This window comes from Bacteroides sp. HMSC067B03 (genome assembly GCF_001811315.1).
GTDB classification, from domain to species: domain Bacteria; phylum Bacteroidota; class Bacteroidia; order Bacteroidales; family Bacteroidaceae; genus Bacteroides; species Bacteroides faecis.
Genome location: NZ_KV804482.1, coordinates 116835 through 134066, shown reverse-complemented (window position 1 = coordinate 134066; position 17232 = coordinate 116835). Strand labels below are relative to the sequence as shown.

Below are 17232 nucleotides of genomic sequence, written 5' to 3'. Positions count from 1 at the left end.
TAATAACTGACATGTCAATCATTAATAGTTGACACATCAAGCGTTAACATGCTGTCAATCAATAGATAGTATAAGAAATATGTTGTAAAGTGTGATAATGCAGAGTGAGAGCAACTGCTTGCTCTCACTCTGCTACCATCGGATCTCTCATAACTGAAATACCGATGAATAAAGGAATGTAGAGCGATAGTTAGAGCATGAGAGCAAAACTCATGTTAAATTGATTGGGAGAGAAATCTGATATTTTCTCCGCTAACTCTTTTTTGCAGCTTAATTCCCTTGCTTTTCGATATTCTTTTTTATATTTGCCTACAATAAACAGGAGATACGACGATTGAAATATAAGATATTGATAGGATGTATGTTGTGCTTGTTCTCTTTTATTCCGAAGGGGGCAGCTAATCTTGTTCTCAATCCTTATACCAGTCAGGAGATATCTGCTGATTCCATCATCGAACGTGTCATGACTTTTGCCCCTTCTTATGAAAGTATCGTGAGTGACTATCGCGCGAACCTATATATAAAGGGCAAGATGAATATTCAGAAGAAGAATTTCATTCTCCGGTATGTACCTTCGATGTTTCGCTTGCAGAAAGGAGTACGCGAGTATCTGCTTGAAACGTACAGCGACCTGCATTATACAGCCCCCAATATCTATGATCAGAAAGTAAAGGCGTCGCAAGGTACCGTGAGAGGGAACAGGGGCTTGCCGGGACTGCTCGAATATTTTAATGTCAATATCTATTCGTCCTCCCTCCTCAACGATGAACGCTTGCTGTCACCGCTTGCCAAAAACGGAAAGAAGTATTATAAATACCGGATTGACAGCGTGATGGGTGACCCTAATAATCTCGATTACCGGATACGCTTCATTCCCCGTACCAAGAGCGATCAGCTGGTGGGCGGCTATATGATTGTCAGCAGCAATGTATGGAGCGTGCGGGAAATACGCTTTTCGGGACGGTCGGAACTGATCACGTTCACTTGTTGGATCAAGATGGGGGAAGTGGGAAAGAAAGACGAGTTTCTTCCGGTGCGTTATGATGTCGAAGCCCTTTTTAAGTTTCTGGGAAACAAGGTAGACGGCAACTATACCGCTTCGCTGGACTATAAATCTATCGAACTGAAAGAAAGAAAAGTACGGAAGAAAGAAAAGAAGAAGTATAATCTGTCGGAGTCGTTTTCCCTGCAATGCGATACAAATGCTTATAAGACAGATGCTTCTACATTCGGAGTGTTGCGTCCCATCCCTTTGAGTGAGGGCGAAAAGCAACTTTATAAAGACTATATGTACAGACGCGATACCGTGTCGGTACAGCGGAAATCCAAGAGTCAGGCTTTCTGGGGAACAATGGGGGACCTGATGGTGGAAGATTATAAATTCAATCTGTCCAATATCGGGAGTGTCCGTTTCTCACCGTTTATCAATCCGCTGTTGTTCAGTTATAGCGGAAGCAATGGATTATCTTACCGGCAAGACTTCCGTTACAACCGGATTTTCAGAGGAGACAAGTGGCTCCGTATCGTGCCCAAGCTGGGTTATAACTTTACACGGAAAGAATTCTACTGGTCGTTGAATGCCGACTTCGAATACTGGCCGCAGAAGCGGGGCTTCTTCCGGCTGAGTGTAGGTAATGGTAACCGCATCTATAGCAGTAAGATGCTGGATGAACTGAAAGCGATGCCGGATAGTATTTTTAATTTCGACCTCATTCATCTGGACTATTTCAAAGACTTGTATTTCAACTTCCGTCATAGTTTTGAAATAATCAACGGACTGGATATCAGTCTCGGTTTTTCGGCACATAAGAGAACAGCCGTCGAGAAGTCCCGCTTCGTGATTACGGGAGACTATCCGATGCCTCCTCCGGAATTTATGGAACGGTTCAGAAATACCTATATCAGTTTCGCCCCGCGCATCCGTGTAGAATGGACTCCGGCGCTTTATTACTATATGAACGGAAAACGTAAAATCAATCTGCGTTCTGACTATCCGACATTTTCGGTAGATTACGAACGGGGAATAGAGGGAGTATTCAAGAGTACCGGAGAGTATGAACGGGTGGAGTTCGACCTTCAACATAAGATTCAGCTGGGATTGATGCGAAATATTTATTACCGTTTCGGATTCGGAGCATTCACCAATCAGGATGAACTGTATTTTGTCGACTTTGCCAATTTTGCCCGGCACAACCTTCCTGTCGGGTGGAATGATGAAATCGGCGGTGTGTTTCAGGTGCTCGACGGACGTTGGTATAACTCCTCCCGCCGTTACGTACGCGGACACTTCACTTATGAAGCCCCTTTTCTGATTCTCCGCCATCTGATGAAATATACCCGCTATGTGCAGAACGAACGTCTTTATATCAGTGCACTGTCTATGCCGCATCTCCAGCCCTATCTGGAATTGGGGTATGGTATCGGTACGCATATCTTTGATGTGGGAGTTTTCGTCAGCAGTGAAAACTGGAAATTCAGCGGGATAGGATGTAAATTTACTTTCGAGTTGTTCAACCGATAGTTTTTCCTCTCAACTATTGCATAGTGTGCAGAAAATACATATCTTTGTAAGGAAGAGGATGAGGAAAAATTTAGCAGAAAAGAGGTGTAGTCGCCTCGCAGGCACAGGTATTTTCCTGGAAAATAAATCTCTGGTATAAATACCTCTATTTATTTTAGTAAAATCTCATCCTCTTCCTCTCCTTTTTATATATGCAGCAACAAGATGGACGGACTTCTAATTACGATACTGATTGTGACCGGTTTTCTGGTTTATAAAATGATTTCTTCGAGCCGGAAACAGGAAGGATACAAGAGATGGAAAGCAACAGGCAGCGGTGATACTGCAAACGAAGAAACTGCCGGAAACAAATGGAAACATGGTGCATGGCTCAGGCATGCTTTGGGAGTAACCACTCCTAAAGCGAGAACGTATCCTGTATTTGATGAAGAGGCGGTGGTGTGGTGTGCCGGTTTGCTGGGAGTAGAGGCGGTGAGATTGAAGGAAATACTGCAAGATGTCTCTTCCCATTATCGGGAATTCTGGATAAGAAAGCGGAAAGGGGGATACCGTATGATCTCTGCTCCGGACAAAGAACTGAAATCTATTCAGGATACTATTTATCACCGTATATTGCTGCCCGTCAATGTGCATCCCGTCGCTACCGGATTCCGGCGTCAGCATTCCATTGTCGATAATGTCCGCCCCCATCTGGGGAAACGATGTGTCCTGAAGACGGATATTCACGATTTCTTTCTTTCTATACGCAGTCCGAGGGTGAAGCAAACCTTCGAAAATATAGGTTATCCTAAGAATATATCGAAGGTGTTGGGTGAGTTGTGTTGCAGGCGCCGGCATCTGCCGCAAGGAGCGTCCACCAGTCCGGCATTGAGTAATATCATTGCTTATGAGATGGATCGGAAACTGGCGGCGATGGCAGAGGAATTCGGGCTGGCTTATACTCGCTATGCCGACGACCTTACCTTTTCGGGCGATGTTTTTCCGAAAGAACAGGTGCTTGTCCGGGTCAAAGAAATCATCAGGGAAGAGAAGTTTGAGCCGAATCACGAGAAAACCCGTTTCCTGAATGAGTATGACAGGAAGATTATCACAGGTATCTCTGTCAGTTCGGGTGTGAAGCTGACCATCCCTAAAGCCAGAAAACGGGAGATTCGCAAGAATGTCTATTTCATTCTGACAAAAGGGCTGGTAGAACATCAGCGAAGAATCGGCTCTCATGATCCTGCCTATCTGAAGCGGTTGATAGGAACGCTTTGCTATTGGCGTTCCATAGAACCGGACAATACTTATGTATCCGATTCTATTGCTGCTTTGAAACGCTTGCAAAAGGGGGATTGACAGATGGTGACGATCGGTTGTGTTTCACATGCTGTGCTGTCTTAACCGATGATTGTTATCCGTCCGCTTTCCACTTTAGCGTACTTTCTTTTCACTGCCTCCTGAATGCCTCTTTGCATGGATGCTTCGATGTTTGATCCCATACGGGGGAATCCGAATAGTTTGGCACAGGCTTTGGCCAGGTCCGGAAGGGGCAGGCTGACGGAGTCGGTCAGTACGTATTTCACTGCATTTGCGATTTCTTCCGGGGGCAGGTCTGTAGCTGCACGATTGGAATCGGTACGAAACTGTGAATAAGTTCGGTATTGTGCTTCGTCCAGCCACAGGAAGTCGATCCCGTTATGTCTGCTACGGTAAAAGTTCAGCCTGCGTATAAGGGCATCCAGGTGAGAACCGGTTTGGGACATGCGTGATATTCCCCATGCAGCGTTTATCTTTTGGCAGATCAGGGATTGGCTGATCGGGGCTTCGTTTTCCATGATTCTTTTGATTTGAGAGAGGAGTATAGGGATACTTCTTTCAAAAAAGAAATCTGTTGCCTGGTATTGCCCTGCGGTTAATTCAGTTTCCTGATACACAACTTTTCGTTTTTTGTATCTGTCTTCTTTGATGGCGGCGGCAAGACTGAATGCGAGTTGTTTTTTGGAGATGGCAGGATATGCCGCTTTGAGAATCTCCGGTTTCGCCGTGTCTTTTTGTTCTTCCGTCCGGACAGTTTCTTCTTCGTTCTCCTGATTGCTGTCCGCATGCTGTGAGATTCTTCTTCGTAGGGTTGCAATTACTTCATCTGGTTTTTCCCACCAGTCCATCGTCCATATACGGCAGATGTCCCATCCAAGCGCTTTCAGTACATTGTTTTGAACAATTTCCCGGTCGCGCGCTGTTTTGGTACGTTTGTAGTTCTTTCCGTCACAAATGATACCTAACCGGTAACTGGACGGATTTTGAGGATCGACAATACCTATATCGATCTTATATCCGGAGCAACCTATATCCGTATGTACGGTATATCCTAAAGAACGCAGCTTGTCGGCAATAATCTTCTCGATGGAAGTCTCTTCATCCGGGAGATAGATATTGCTGGAGGTATTCAGCGGGTGTTTCATCCCTTTCTCCGCATATTCAAGAAAACGTTTTAGTCCGGCTACTCCGATGGAGGAGGTCCGGTTTAAATCAATCATATCCGATCTCAGTGTGGAGAAGATGATCATTTCATATCGGGCACGGGAGACGGCTACGTTCAGTCGTCTTTCACCTCCCGCCCGGTTCAACGGACCGAAGTTCATGCTGACGCGCCCTTCGGCATCCGGGCCATAACCGACAGAGAACAGTATTACATCCCGTTCGTCTCCCTGCACATTTTCGAGGTTTTTGATAAACAGAGGCTCTTCACATTCCAGTGCAAAGGTTTCCAGTTCGGGGTGGAAGATGAAGAGATCGGATAATAAATCTTCAATCAATGCCTGCTGGACTACGCTGAAAGTGACTACGCCTATACTCTTCTTTCTTAACTCTTCGCTTCTTAGCCTCCTTGCTATTTCGTCTACTACGGCTTGTGCTTCCGCTTGGTTCTGGCGTGATTTTCCTTTGTCATAATAACCGTCGACAGCAATCCTTCTTACTTTCGACTCGATATTGTCCGGAGACGGGAAAGTCATAAGTTTATTGTCGTAGTATTCGGAGTTACTGAAAGCAATCAGGCTTTCGTGTTTGCTCCGATAATGCCACAGCAGGTATTTGGAAGGGATTGACAGGGCGAGGCAGTCGTCAAGAATACTTTCCAGATCCTCCATCTCGATATTGTCTTCGTCAACGGTATTGACGGAGAAGAAGCTGGTGGGCGGCATCTGCTTGGGGTCGCCTACGATGACCACATTCTTTCCCCGGGCGATGGCGCCTACTGCTTCGTAAGTCGGCATCTGTGAAGCTTCGTCGAAGACGATCAGATCGAACTTTTCCGCGTCGGTGTCAATATATTGGGCAACAGATATGGGACTCATCAACATGCAGGGACACATACGTGGCAATAAGGTCGGAATCTGGTCGAATAGTTTCCGGATGGATATGCCGCGCGCATTGTTGCGTATGTTCTTTTGCAATATTCCGACCTCTGAGCTCTGGATAGCTTCGTGGGTAAAGGATGGAATGTTGGACGCCAGTTTGGCAAACAACTCCTTCTTGGTAATGTTCTCAAAGTTGGCGGATACTTGTTTGTATTTGGCTATAATATCGTTGAATATCTTGCCGTTGAATAATTCCAGTGTCGGTTCTTTGCCAATGATATAGCGAGTGGCGGTTTGGTAGAAACTTTTGCGGAAGCCACTCAGGAGCAGGTTTGTAGGGATATTCTTTTCCTTATACTTTTCTGCGATGAATCCGAGGCCCAGTTCGTTCAGTTTGCCTGAAGCTTGCTGCCATTGATACCAGTCTTTGAGTTTATCCAGATTCTCTTTCCATGTTCCGGCTTTCTGCAAAGCGATGTTTGTCCAGTCGGCAGAGTTTGCGTAAAGTGACTCTGCGGCTATACCCAAAGTGCCGGAGAGCTGTTGCTCGGTGGCTGTAAGCGCTTCGGACAGCTGATACAATTCATTGAGGGAATGGGAATGAATATCTTTGAATGTCCGGATACCTTCCGTCAGTTGCAACGCTAAGTTCTGTTTGATCCGGGATGTTTTTGCCACATCTTTCGAATAACTTAGCAACAGGGAATGGAGGGAAGACATTTCACAGATAATCTGATTGATCGTTTCCCATTCTTCGTCTCTCCCGAATCTTCCGAACAGGGAAGGTAGCTTGGCGACGTATTTGTCTGTAAATTCCAGTTCCTCCCGATAACGGATGACCTGATGGAGCAGAGGGTTGACGGCCTCCGGCTTTACCGGCCTCAGAGCATACGCACGAAGCTCCTTGATAATCTTCCTTTGTCCGAAATATCTAGGGAGGAACCATTGGGCGGATACACGATTCCATTCGGCCAACATAGGACCGGCATTTATTTTTAGGATCTCTTTGGTGAATCCGTTTTCTATTGCTGCTTTGACTTCGTCGCGTTTCTTGCCGTGTTCCGCGACTTTCCGGTACTCTTCCAGTGTTTCATTCAATAAAGGAGTGGTCAGCAGTTCGGGCGTGAGTTCCGGAATATCGAGTATCTTTCGGATAATGGCGGCGATTATTTCGAAATCCTTGCGGGTAGGATGAATATCCGTGTCTTTCAGTAAAACGGAAAAGACAGATAGTTTCAATTGTATGGCAGTCAGCAAGCCGATGAAAGTCGTGAGCGTTTGTGCCGCTTCTTCTTTGAGGGCAGACGAATATTCGTGAATAGTGATTCCTGTCAGCGGATGAAGATACGGGTGTCCGCAGGCATTGGCAGTTCTTACCAAAGACTCGACGGCATCTTCCCAATGTGAGAATTTATCTTTATCCAATGTATTCAGATAAGATAATGGAATATGGAAGTAAGGCTCGGTATCTATGGACTGGTAATGGATGATAGCATCATACAGCGAAAGTCCGAAAGGATATTCCTTGTGTAAGGCTTCGATATACTTATTGAGTTCTGTCCGTAACAGAAGCAGACGTTCGGCCTCTTTCCGGAACTCTTCGGGAGCGGTTTGCCGGATGATTTCACTTGTTGCTTTGAGTTGCGAGATAACGGTGGACTTCTTCGTCTTGTTGGAGTGAATTTCCAGACAGAACGGGGCAAGTCCTATGGCTGCCAGCCTGTTTTGGACGACGGAGAGGGCTGCCATCTTTTCGGCAACAAACAATACGCGCTTCCCTTTATAAAGTGCATTGGCGATAATGTTCGTGATTGTCTGGGACTTTCCGGTTCCCGGAGGTCCGTGCAGGATAAAAGTCTTGTCGTGTACAGCCTCGTAGATTGCTTCCAGCTGAGACGAATCGGCAATGATGGGCAGTACGATATCTGCCGGAGATAACTGTCGGTCCAAGTAGGTGGCATCCATCTCCTCCGTGACTGCATCCCATTCGATCTTTCCGTTGATGAGGCTGGAGACGATTTTGTTTTGGACCAGTTTGGGAGCATTGTTGTGGATGTCGTTCCACATGATGAACTTGTTGAACGAGAAGATACCCAGAATAGCCTGTTCTTCCACATCCCATTTACGCTGATTCTTGATGCAATGCCGGATGATGGAGTAAATCAGCTTGACGTTGACTCCACTTTCGTCAGCCGGAAGCGGATCGAGTCCCGGCACGGAGATACCGAAGTTTTGGCGAAGCATTTCCAATAAGGTAATGTTCATCATCGTTTCCTCTTCCCGCGAACGAATCACATACCCTTTGGCGGCTGACTTGCGAATGATTTCAACCGGCAGCAGCAATATCGGTGCATAGCGGGGACGTTCGCTGGAGGGAGTTTCGTACCATTTCAGAAGACCGAGAGCCAGGTAAAGCGTGTTGGCCCCGTTCTCTTCGATAGAGGTACGGGACGAACGGTACAGGTGGGTCAGTGCCTTACCTAAATCATTCTCCGGTAAATAAAAACGTAACCTTTTCTGTGAAAGCTCCGAATTTACAAAATCGGTAATCGGATCAGATGCCGGTATGGATGAGTAGATGCCAAATTCCATTACCGGATTTTCCCATTCGGCTGGACGGTGGAGGATACGAAATTCATCCCCTTCCGCTAACGCATCTTCCAGACAGGCAAGGTTTGCCGGAATCAGCTGAAGCGTGTTTTTGGTAATCCGGATGTTCAGCAAGTTGTTGCGCAAACTTAGATCCAGTAGACTTCTTTCCCAAAGCAGTTGCTTGGTGAGAACCGGTTGGGTTTCGCTGCCCGACAAGTCATACGGATTCACGCTTTGCGGGGTAGCATGCGTTGTATTCCTATAAAAATTCTCTTCCTTTTCTTCTTTTATTTCCCAGATTTGTCCGTTTAACACCCGCTGGGGGATAGGGCGGATTCCCGAATGTCTGGCTCTTCTGACATCGATTGCAAGGATGAAATTTCCCGAATCGCTTAGTTTGCCGTCGGCACTTTTCACAGCATTGTCGAAACCGGTATTGTACCCCATACTCATGCAGGTGGTTTCTACCAGAGTGATGTCATAGATTCCTTCGGCTGTCCGTTTAGTCAGTAAAGATACATCATCGATGGTAGCGTCCGGAAAGGTTTCCGGCACCAGCCAGCCACCAGCAAAAGCATGTCCTTTGGTGATGACGATGAGAGCATTCAGTCCTATGGATTCGAGACAGGAAGCGTATAGCAATGCCATGTCGAGACAGGTTCCGAGCTTTTGTGCCAGTATGGAATCTGTCAGGCGGACACGCTGCCCGTGTTCTTCGAAACTGGCAGGAACAGTACTGTAGATAATCTGCTGTTCGGTGAGGGCGGTGTAGATAGCTGCCATTTGCTTTCTCACACGGTCCGGGTTACGGCTTTGATATTCGTCCAGCGACGGTGTTCCGGTCCATTGTTCCAGAATGGCGGCGGCCCTTTTGATAACAGGAGCAAGCACGGCATGATTGGGCGTGATGAATGCAGCCAGCATTTCAGGGAATATATTGATTCCGCCCCATTGGTCGTATGCCAGTATGTCGATAGGATATGTCTGGGTAAAGATCAGTTCCGCTTCGGAGCGGATTTCTATTTTCAGGCTTCCGGACATACGCTCGGTCAGTTGGGCGAAATAATTGGCGGACAGGAGAAGGCTGAATGACTGCAGGCACACGGAATCATTGGCAGGAATTGCTTCTACAGCCACAGGGGTGATATTGCCGAAGTCGGGTTCGGCAGTTATTAGCACCTGAATGTCTCTGAATGGCTCGGACGTCATGTTTTCAATCGAAAGCCGGTGGATGACCGATACTTTATTTTGCTGCATCGCGAAGTTTATAAGTGGCAGATAATCAAACTGCACCTTGATTTTGTCCAATGTTCCGTTCATGTCCGTAGTAATATAATGTTAGATTTGCAATATTACAAAAAATACGAATATGTTCCTCTTTTCTTTTGCTATTCTTTTGTCGGTCAAGAAAATATTTCTACCTTTGCGCCCGATTTATAGATAATATAATGTCTTATTCAATTAAAGTATTAAACAATTTATTTATTAATGGAAAACTTAAAGAACGTAGCTCCTATTGAAGACTTCAACTGGGATGCTTATGAAAACGGTGAAGCTGTAACAAGCGCAAGCCACGAAGAACTTGAAAAAGCTTACGACGGTACGCTTAACAAGGTGAACGACCGTGAGGTTGTTGACGGAACCGTAATCGCAATGAACAAGCGTGAAGTAGTTGTGAACATCGGTTACAAATCAGACGGTATCATTCCTTTGAATGAGTTCCGTTACAATCCGGACCTGAAGGTGGGTGATACTGTAGAAGTATACATCGAAAACCAGGAAGACAAAAAAGGACAACTCGTTCTGTCACACAGAAAAGCCCGCGCTACTCGTTCTTGGGATCGCGTTAACGCTGCTCTGGAAAATGAAGAAATTATCAAGGGATTCATCAAGTGCCGCACAAAGGGTGGTATGATCGTAGACGTATTCGGAATCGAAGCATTCTTGCCGGGTTCTCAGATCGACGTTAAACCGATCCGTGACTATGATGTATTCGTTGGCAAAACAATGGAATTCAAAGTGGTTAAGATCAACCAGGAATTCAAAAACGTTGTTGTATCTCACAAAGCTCTTATCGAAGCTGAACTGGAACAACAGAAGAAAGAAATTATCGGCAAGCTCGAAAAAGGACAGGTTCTTGAAGGAACTGTTAAGAATATCACCTCTTACGGTGTGTTCATCGACTTGGGTGGCGTAGACGGTTTGATCCACATCACAGACCTTTCTTGGGGCCGCGTTAGCGATCCGAAAGAAGTGGTTGAACTGGATCAGAAGCTCAACGTTGTTATCCTTGACTTCGATGACGAAAAGAAACGTATCGCTCTTGGCTTGAAGCAATTGACTCCGCACCCATGGGATGCACTTGACACTGACTTGAAGGTAGGTGACAAGGTGAAAGGTAAAGTTGTTGTGATGGCTGACTACGGTGCATTCATCGAAATTGCTCCAGGCGTAGAAGGTCTGATCCACGTATCAGAAATGTCTTGGAGCCAGCACCTGCGTTCTGCTCAGGACTTCATGAAGGTGGGCGACGAAGTAGAAGCTGTAGTCTTGACTTTGGACCGCGAAGAACGTAAGATGTCTTTGGGTATCAAACAACTGAAACAAGATCCATGGGAAACGATCGAAGAGAAGTATCCTGTAGGTTCCAAGCATACTGCAAAAGTACGTAACTTCACTAACTTCGGTGTATTCGTAGAAATCGAAGAAGGTGTTGACGGCTTGATCCACATCTCTGACCTTTCTTGGACTAAGAAAGTGAAACACCCGTCAGAATTTACTCAGATCGGTGCTGACATCGAAGTTCAGGTACTGGAAATCGACAAAGAAAACCGTCGTTTGAGCTTGGGTCACAAACAACTCGAAGAAAATCCTTGGGATGTATTCGAAACAGTATTCACTGTAGGCTCTGTACACGAAGGTACTATCATCGAAATGTTGGATAAGGGTGCTGTTGTAGCTCTTCCTTACGGTGTAGAAGGTTTCGCAACTCCGAAACACCTTGTAAAAGAAGACGGTTCACAAGCTCAGTTGGATGAGAAACTTGAATTCAAAGTAATCGAGTTCAACAAAGACGCTAAGAGAATCATCCTGTCTCACAGCCGTATCTTCGAAGATGTAGCTAAGGCTGAAGAAAGAGCAGAAAAGAAAGCTGCTTCTGGTGCTAAGAAGTCTTCTAACAAGAGAGAAGATGCTCCGATGATCCAGAACCAGGCTGCTTCAACTACGCTGGGCGACATCGACGCTTTGGCTGCTTTGAAGGAACAGTTGGAAGGAAAGAAATAATTCTTATTTCTATATAATGGAAAAGCGCTCCGGTGATCGGGGCGCTTTTTTTTGTTTGCCCCATGATAGCGCAAATATCAAAAAACTTGTGTACATTTGTGCCGCTATGGAGAAATTTGAACTACATATACTTGGATGCGGTTCTGCTTTGCCCACCACTCGCCATTTTGCGACATCGCAGGTTGTGAACTTGCGTGAAAAGCTTTTTATGATTGACTGTGGGGAAGGGGCTCAGATGCAGTTGCGCCGTTCTCGCCTGAAGTTTTCCCGTCTGAATCATATCTTTATTTCTCATCTTCATGGCGATCATTGTTTTGGTTTGCCGGGACTGATCTCTACCTTCGGACTGTTGGGACGAACGGCAGATTTACATATTCATTCACCTAAAGGACTGGAAGAACTGTTTGCCCCATTACTCTCTTTCTTTTGCAAAACACTGGCCTATAAAGTCTTTTTTCATGAGTTTGAGACAAAGCAACCGGCACTGATTTATGACGACCGTTCGGTGAGTGTGACTACCATCCCTCTGAAGCACCGCATTCCTTGTTGCGGCTTTCTTTTTGAGGAAAAGCAACGTCCCAATCATATAATCAGAGATATGGTAGACTTCTACAAGGTACCTGTCTACGAACTGAACCGAATTAAAAACGGAGCTGATTTTGTGACTCCCGAAGGAGAAGTCATTCCGAATCACCGCTTGACCCGTCCGTCTGCTCCCGCACGAAAATATGCGTATTGCTCCGACACAATTTACCGACCTGAGATTGTGGATCAGATAAAGGGGGTAGACCTTCTTTTTCACGAAGCAACTTTTGCGCAGACTGAGCAGGCACGGGCGAAGGAAACCCACCATACAACGGCTGCGCAAGCTGCACAGATGGCATTGAATGCCGAAGTGAAACAATTAGTAATCGGACATTTTTCCGCACGCTATGAGGATGAAACTGTGTTGTTGAATGAAGCAGCGGCCATCTTTCCCCAAACAATTTTAGCAAGAGAAAATATGTGTATTGAACTCGAAGGAGGAGCGGTACATGAGAAGTAAAAGAAAAACCATAAATAAACATACAGATACGAGAGATTATGACCCCTTATAACGAACGTGAAGTTCTGAAACTCCTTCAGGAGGAGAGTACGCAGCGGAAAGGATTTGAGTTGATTGTGGCGCAATACAGCGAGCAGTTATACTGGCAAATCCGCCGGATGGTACTATCGCATGAAGATGCGAACGATCTTCTGCAAAATACCTTCATTAAGGCATGGACGAATATTGATTATTTCCGTGCCGAGGCGAAGCTGTCTACGTGGCTCTACCGTATCGCGCTGAATGAATGTCTTACTTTTCTGAACAGGCAGCGTGCTACAACGATGGTGGCTATTGACGACCCCGAGGCAGTAGTTGTGCAGAAGCTGGAGAGTGATCCGTACTATTCGGGCGACCAGGTGCAGATGCTATTGCAGAAAGCATTGCTGACTTTGCCCGAGAAACAGCGGATGGTGTTCAACCTGAAGTATTATCAGGAAATGAAGTACGAGGATATGTCAGAGATCTTCGGGACTTCGGTCGGAGCCCTGAAAGCCTCCTATCACCATGCCGTGAAGAAAATAGAGAAGTTTTTGGAAGAAGTAGATTAAACCTTTTAAAGCAGACATTGTCTAATCAAAAGAGAGGAGAAAAACGTATGAAAGAAGAAGATACCCTATTGAAGAAAATCGGAAAGGAGCATTCCTTCAAAGTGCCCGACGGTTACTTTGAAAATCTGACTTCAGAGGTGATGAACAAACTTCCTGAAAAAGAGAAAGTCGTTTTCAAGGAAGAGCCTGTTTCGACATGGACGAGATTGAAACCATTATTCTATATGGCGGCTATGTTTGTAGGAGCTGCCCTGATTATCCGGGTGGCGTCGTCAGACCATAAACCGGCAGCAGATGATATAACGGTGGCAGTAACGGCTATGGAGACGGATACGGAACAAGTATCCGACGAGATGATTGATGTAGCGTTGGACCGTGCGATGTTGGATGATTATTCGTTATACGTCTATCTGAGTGACGCGAGTGTAGAATGATTTATTAAAACAGATTGAATAATAGAAAATGAGAAAACTAATCACTTTAATCGTTTTGTTATGTGGCTTTATGCCTGTTCTTTGGGCTGCCGATGGATGTGACCAGCATTTGTCCCGTGAGGAATTCCGGAATAAACAGAAAGCGTTTATTATTGGGCAGGCCGGATTAACAAAGGAAGAGGCTGCCAAATTCTTCCCGGTTTATTTTGAACTGCAGGAGAAGAAGAAGAAACTGAACGATGAATCGTGGAGTTTGATGCGTCAAGGTAAAGACGATAAAACAACAGAAGCCCAGTACGAAGAAATTGTAGCAAAGGTATGTGACAACCGTATCGCTGCCGACCGTCTTGATAAGTCTTATCTGGACCGGTTTAAAAAGATACTTTCCAACAAGAAGATATACCTCGTTCAACGTGCGGAGATGCGTTTCCATCGGGAAATGCTGAAAGGCATGAACCGCAATGACGGAGGAAATGACCCGAAAAGAAAGAAATAAAACGGAGGCTCTGTTGGGATGAAACAGACGCTCTGTCAGAGTAAATCAGAGGCTCTATTCTATGCGGATAGAGCCTCTGATTTTTGTTTCCGGATGAATTGTTAGCTTACCTTTGTTGTTTTACTAAAAGAATAGACTGCTGGAAGTGGGAATAACAGAGTTTGGACACGTATTATATCCGTTTCATAAGGAAGGAGGATGGGGTTACAGTCCTTTTTTCTTAGCTTCGTTCCAAATAGCGTCCATCTCCTCAAGAGACATATCTTTCAGGTTTTTCCCTTCTTTAATCGTATGTTCCTCCAGGTAGTTGAAACGGCGGATGAACTTTTGATTGGTTAGTTCCAAAGCATTGTCCGGATTGATTTTGTAGAGGCGTGCCGCATTGATGAGGCTGAACATGACGTCGCCGAATTCGGCTTCTGCTTTCTCTTTGTCCATATTGGCTACTTCTGCCTGGAATTCTCCGATTTCTTCTTTTACCTTATCCCATACCTGTTCCCGTTCTTCCCAGTCGAAACCTACATTGCGGGCTTTGTCCTGAATGCGGTAAGCCTTGATGAGTGAAGGGAGTGCAGCTGGAACACCGCTTAATACACTTTTGTTTCCGTCTTTTTCTTTCAGTTTCAGCTGTTCCCAGTTTTCGGATACCTGTCCGGCAGTCTCAGCTTTTACTTCTCCGAATACGTGAGGATGGCGGAAAATCAGTTTGTCGCACAACTTGTCACAGACATCTTTAATGTCGAAGTCACCTGTCTCCGAACCGATCTTTGCATAGAATGCTACGTGCAGCAGCACATCTCCCAACTCCTTGCAAATATCTTTTTTGTCATCCCTCATCAAGGCATCACAAAGTTCGTAAGTCTCTTCTATAGTGTTGGGGCGCAGACTTTCGTTCGTCTGCTTGCGGTCCCACGGACATTTGACCCGAAGCTCATCGAGGATGTCCAGAAAGCGGCCGAAGGCTTCCATCTGTTCTTCTCTTGTATGTATCATTCCTTTGATTTTTTTATAAATAATGTTGCAAAGATAATGCTTCCTTGTCTTTTATAGCCTTAATCGGTACGAAAACAAAAGCAAGGGAGTTAATAAAAGTCTTTTTATTGGTCTGATGCGGTTTTCGCTTTCCATACTTGATACGAAATCAACAGCCCGATCACTTCCGAATAGTTTTTTCTTCCGCTTTCTATTTTGTTTCCTTTCAGGTAGAGGTCGTATATCCAGTTTTGAACATCACCGATCAACGGACTGTATTTAGCCATCCAGTATTCCTGATTCTTTTTCGCCAGTTCTATAATCTCCGGTCGGATACGGTTGATTATATCGGCGTATTCTTTTTCACTCAGCAGCCGTCGGGCGTTCCCCAGTACATGATTCAGAATCGAGAAGTAGCCGCTGAAACGGATTCCCTTTATTTGTGAACGGGTACAAACCTGATAGGCATAAAAATTGGCCTCTGCCTCGCTCGAAATTCCCAGTAGATGAGCCAGTTCGTGAGTGTACGTTGCCGGATAGTTGATGGGGAGCAAGTCTCCGTTTAAAGTGAATTCGCAGAAGAAAGGCCCCATGCTTCCCGTCACTCCGACCATTGATATGAATGGGGTGAATATCATCGTCTTGACCCGTGGATTGGGAAATGGAGGGCGGTGTACTCCCAGGCTGTCGCTTAATTGATTGTAAAGTTTGACAGCTTCGTCACGTACCTGTTCCTCATGGATTCCTTTTACGGGAACAAACGAACTGTTCAGTGAGTCGATATAGTTATCCACAAACTCTTGAAAAATCTCCGGTGTGTAAGCTGTATAAGGAATATGCGTACGCTGGTAAAAGTTTGGCTGCGAATAGTTTAACCCCCACGCGAGGTAGAACCATACGTAAACCCATAACAGATATTCTCCGTCACGCAGCAGAATCCTCTTCCACGGCAGTTTCTTGCGGATACGGGCATAAAATGGATAAACGATGACTCCCGTGATACTCCCGAAAATAAATAAATCCCCTATGGCAAAAGGGAATAAGTTGGAGAAGAATGACAAAACGCGGGAGATGACAGGATAAACGGTTTGTGAATACAGGTTTCCCAAAGCGGGAATCGATTGTGTCATCCATACCAGAAGCAGCAGTACTCCCAGGGGTATATATCTAATTATCAGTTTCCGTTTCATCATCCGTGCAGATTTTAGTCAACAAAAATATGCATTAAATAAACGTCACGCGAAAAAATACCTCTATATTTGCAAAAAAACTGTTAAACGAAAGATGGCTACCGTAGAAGAAATTGAAAAGTATTGCCGGAATTGCGTGTCACGTGATTTCGTGAATGGGAAAGGGCTTGTTTGCAAACGTACCAGAGAGCTTCCTGACTTTGACGAAGAATGCGAAAACTTCGAGAAGGATGAAGAACTGTTGAAGATAGCTCCTCCCAAGCCCGACGACTTTCCGGTGTCAATGACGGAAGAAGAACTTCTCGCCGAAGAAAATCTTCCCAAAGGAGTGCTGTATGCATCCGTCGCGTGTATCTTGGGGGCGGTGGCATGGAGTCTCATCTCCGTTTCTACAGGTCTTCAGATGGGGTATATGGCTATCGGAGTCGGATTTCTGGTCGGTTTCGCCATGCGGCAGGGGAAGGGGATACGTCCCGTTTTCGGTATTTTGGGAGCGGTACTGGCATTGATCAGTTGTGTGTTGGGTGATTTCTTATCCATCATCGGCTTTGCTGCTAAGGATTATGATATGACGTTTTTCGAAGTGCTGGCGGGAGTCGATTATGGCGAAATCTTTTCTGTCATGGTGAAGAATGTGGTGTCGATGTCCGCCTTATTTTATGGAATTGCTGTTTATGAGGGATATAAATTATCTTTCCGGGCACAGAAACATCCTGTGGGTGGCAAGATTTGAATTAAAATTATTAATTTTGCAGCCGTTATTTTT

The 17232-nt window shown here is 45.4% G+C and carries 11 protein-coding genes; 8 read left to right on the top strand and 3 right to left on the bottom strand.

Annotated features, from left to right (window positions below; translation table 11 throughout):
• Positions 1–361 precede the first annotated feature (361 nt).
• Together HMPREF2794_RS25385 and HMPREF2794_RS25380 are read left to right on the top strand one after the other, a co-directional pair.
• Positions 362–2521 carry a DUF5686 family protein gene (locus HMPREF2794_RS25385; RefSeq protein WP_070753055.1) on the top strand — a complete coding sequence of 720 codons (2160 nt, stop codon included), beginning with the start codon at positions 362–364 and terminating at the stop codon, positions 2519–2521.
• Positions 2522–2725: 204 nt separating this feature from the next.
• Positions 2726–3859: a retron St85 family RNA-directed DNA polymerase gene (locus HMPREF2794_RS25380; RefSeq protein ID WP_070753039.1), complete on the top strand. Its 1134-nt coding sequence runs from the start codon at positions 2726–2728 to the stop codon at positions 3857–3859.
• A gap of 41 nt (positions 3860–3900) precedes the next feature.
• Here the strand turns inward: HMPREF2794_RS25380 and HMPREF2794_RS25375 are convergent, their stop codons facing one another.
• The gene (locus HMPREF2794_RS25375) at positions 3901–9774 is read right to left on the bottom strand and encodes a DUF3320 domain-containing protein (protein WP_070753037.1); all 5874 of its coding nucleotides are present in this window, start codon (positions 9772–9774) and stop codon (positions 3901–3903) included.
• Between the two features lie 168 nt (positions 9775–9942).
• On the opposite strand from HMPREF2794_RS25375, the gene rpsA reads away from it, so the two are divergent.
• The 5 genes from rpsA (at position 9943) to HMPREF2794_RS25350 (ending at position 14304) form a co-directional block, all read left to right on the top strand.
• Entirely contained in the window at positions 9943–11739 is a 1797-nt protein-coding gene (rpsA, locus tag HMPREF2794_RS25370; RefSeq protein ID WP_010536940.1) for a 30S ribosomal protein S1, read from the top strand.
• 106 nt (positions 11740–11845) lie between these two features.
• A complete protein-coding gene (locus HMPREF2794_RS25365) occupies positions 11846–12784 on the top strand; it encodes a ribonuclease Z (protein ID WP_029425355.1) in 939 nt (312 codons plus the stop codon).
• A 38-nt stretch (positions 12785–12822) separates the two neighbouring features.
• Complete coding sequence (locus tag HMPREF2794_RS25360; RefSeq protein WP_010536942.1) at positions 12823–13374, top strand: RNA polymerase sigma factor; 552 nt, start codon at positions 12823–12825, stop codon at positions 13372–13374.
• A gap of 47 nt (positions 13375–13421) precedes the next feature.
• Positions 13422–13808: a hypothetical protein gene (locus HMPREF2794_RS25355; RefSeq protein ID WP_029425356.1), complete on the top strand. Its 387-nt coding sequence runs from the start codon at positions 13422–13424 to the stop codon at positions 13806–13808.
• 28 nt (positions 13809–13836) lie between these two features.
• A complete protein-coding gene (locus HMPREF2794_RS25350) occupies positions 13837–14304 on the top strand; it encodes a hypothetical protein (protein WP_029425358.1) in 468 nt (155 codons plus the stop codon).
• A gap of 204 nt (positions 14305–14508) precedes the next feature.
• Here HMPREF2794_RS25350 and mazG read toward each other — a convergent pair whose 3' ends face one another.
• Positions 14509–15297 carry a nucleoside triphosphate pyrophosphohydrolase gene (gene mazG / locus HMPREF2794_RS25345; protein ID WP_008764515.1) on the bottom strand — a complete coding sequence of 263 codons (789 nt, stop codon included), beginning with the start codon at positions 15295–15297 and terminating at the stop codon, positions 14509–14511.
• Between the two features lie 104 nt (positions 15298–15401).
• Positions 15402–16469: a DUF3810 domain-containing protein gene (locus HMPREF2794_RS25340; protein ID WP_010536945.1), complete on the bottom strand. Its 1068-nt coding sequence runs from the start codon at positions 16467–16469 to the stop codon at positions 15402–15404.
• 91 nt (positions 16470–16560) lie between these two features.
• Between HMPREF2794_RS25340 and HMPREF2794_RS25335 the strand changes: the two genes are divergently transcribed.
• Positions 16561–17199, top strand: coding sequence for a hypothetical protein (locus HMPREF2794_RS25335; RefSeq protein WP_070753035.1), 639 nt, complete (start codon positions 16561–16563; stop codon positions 17197–17199).
• Positions 17200–17232: the final 33 nt, after the last annotated feature.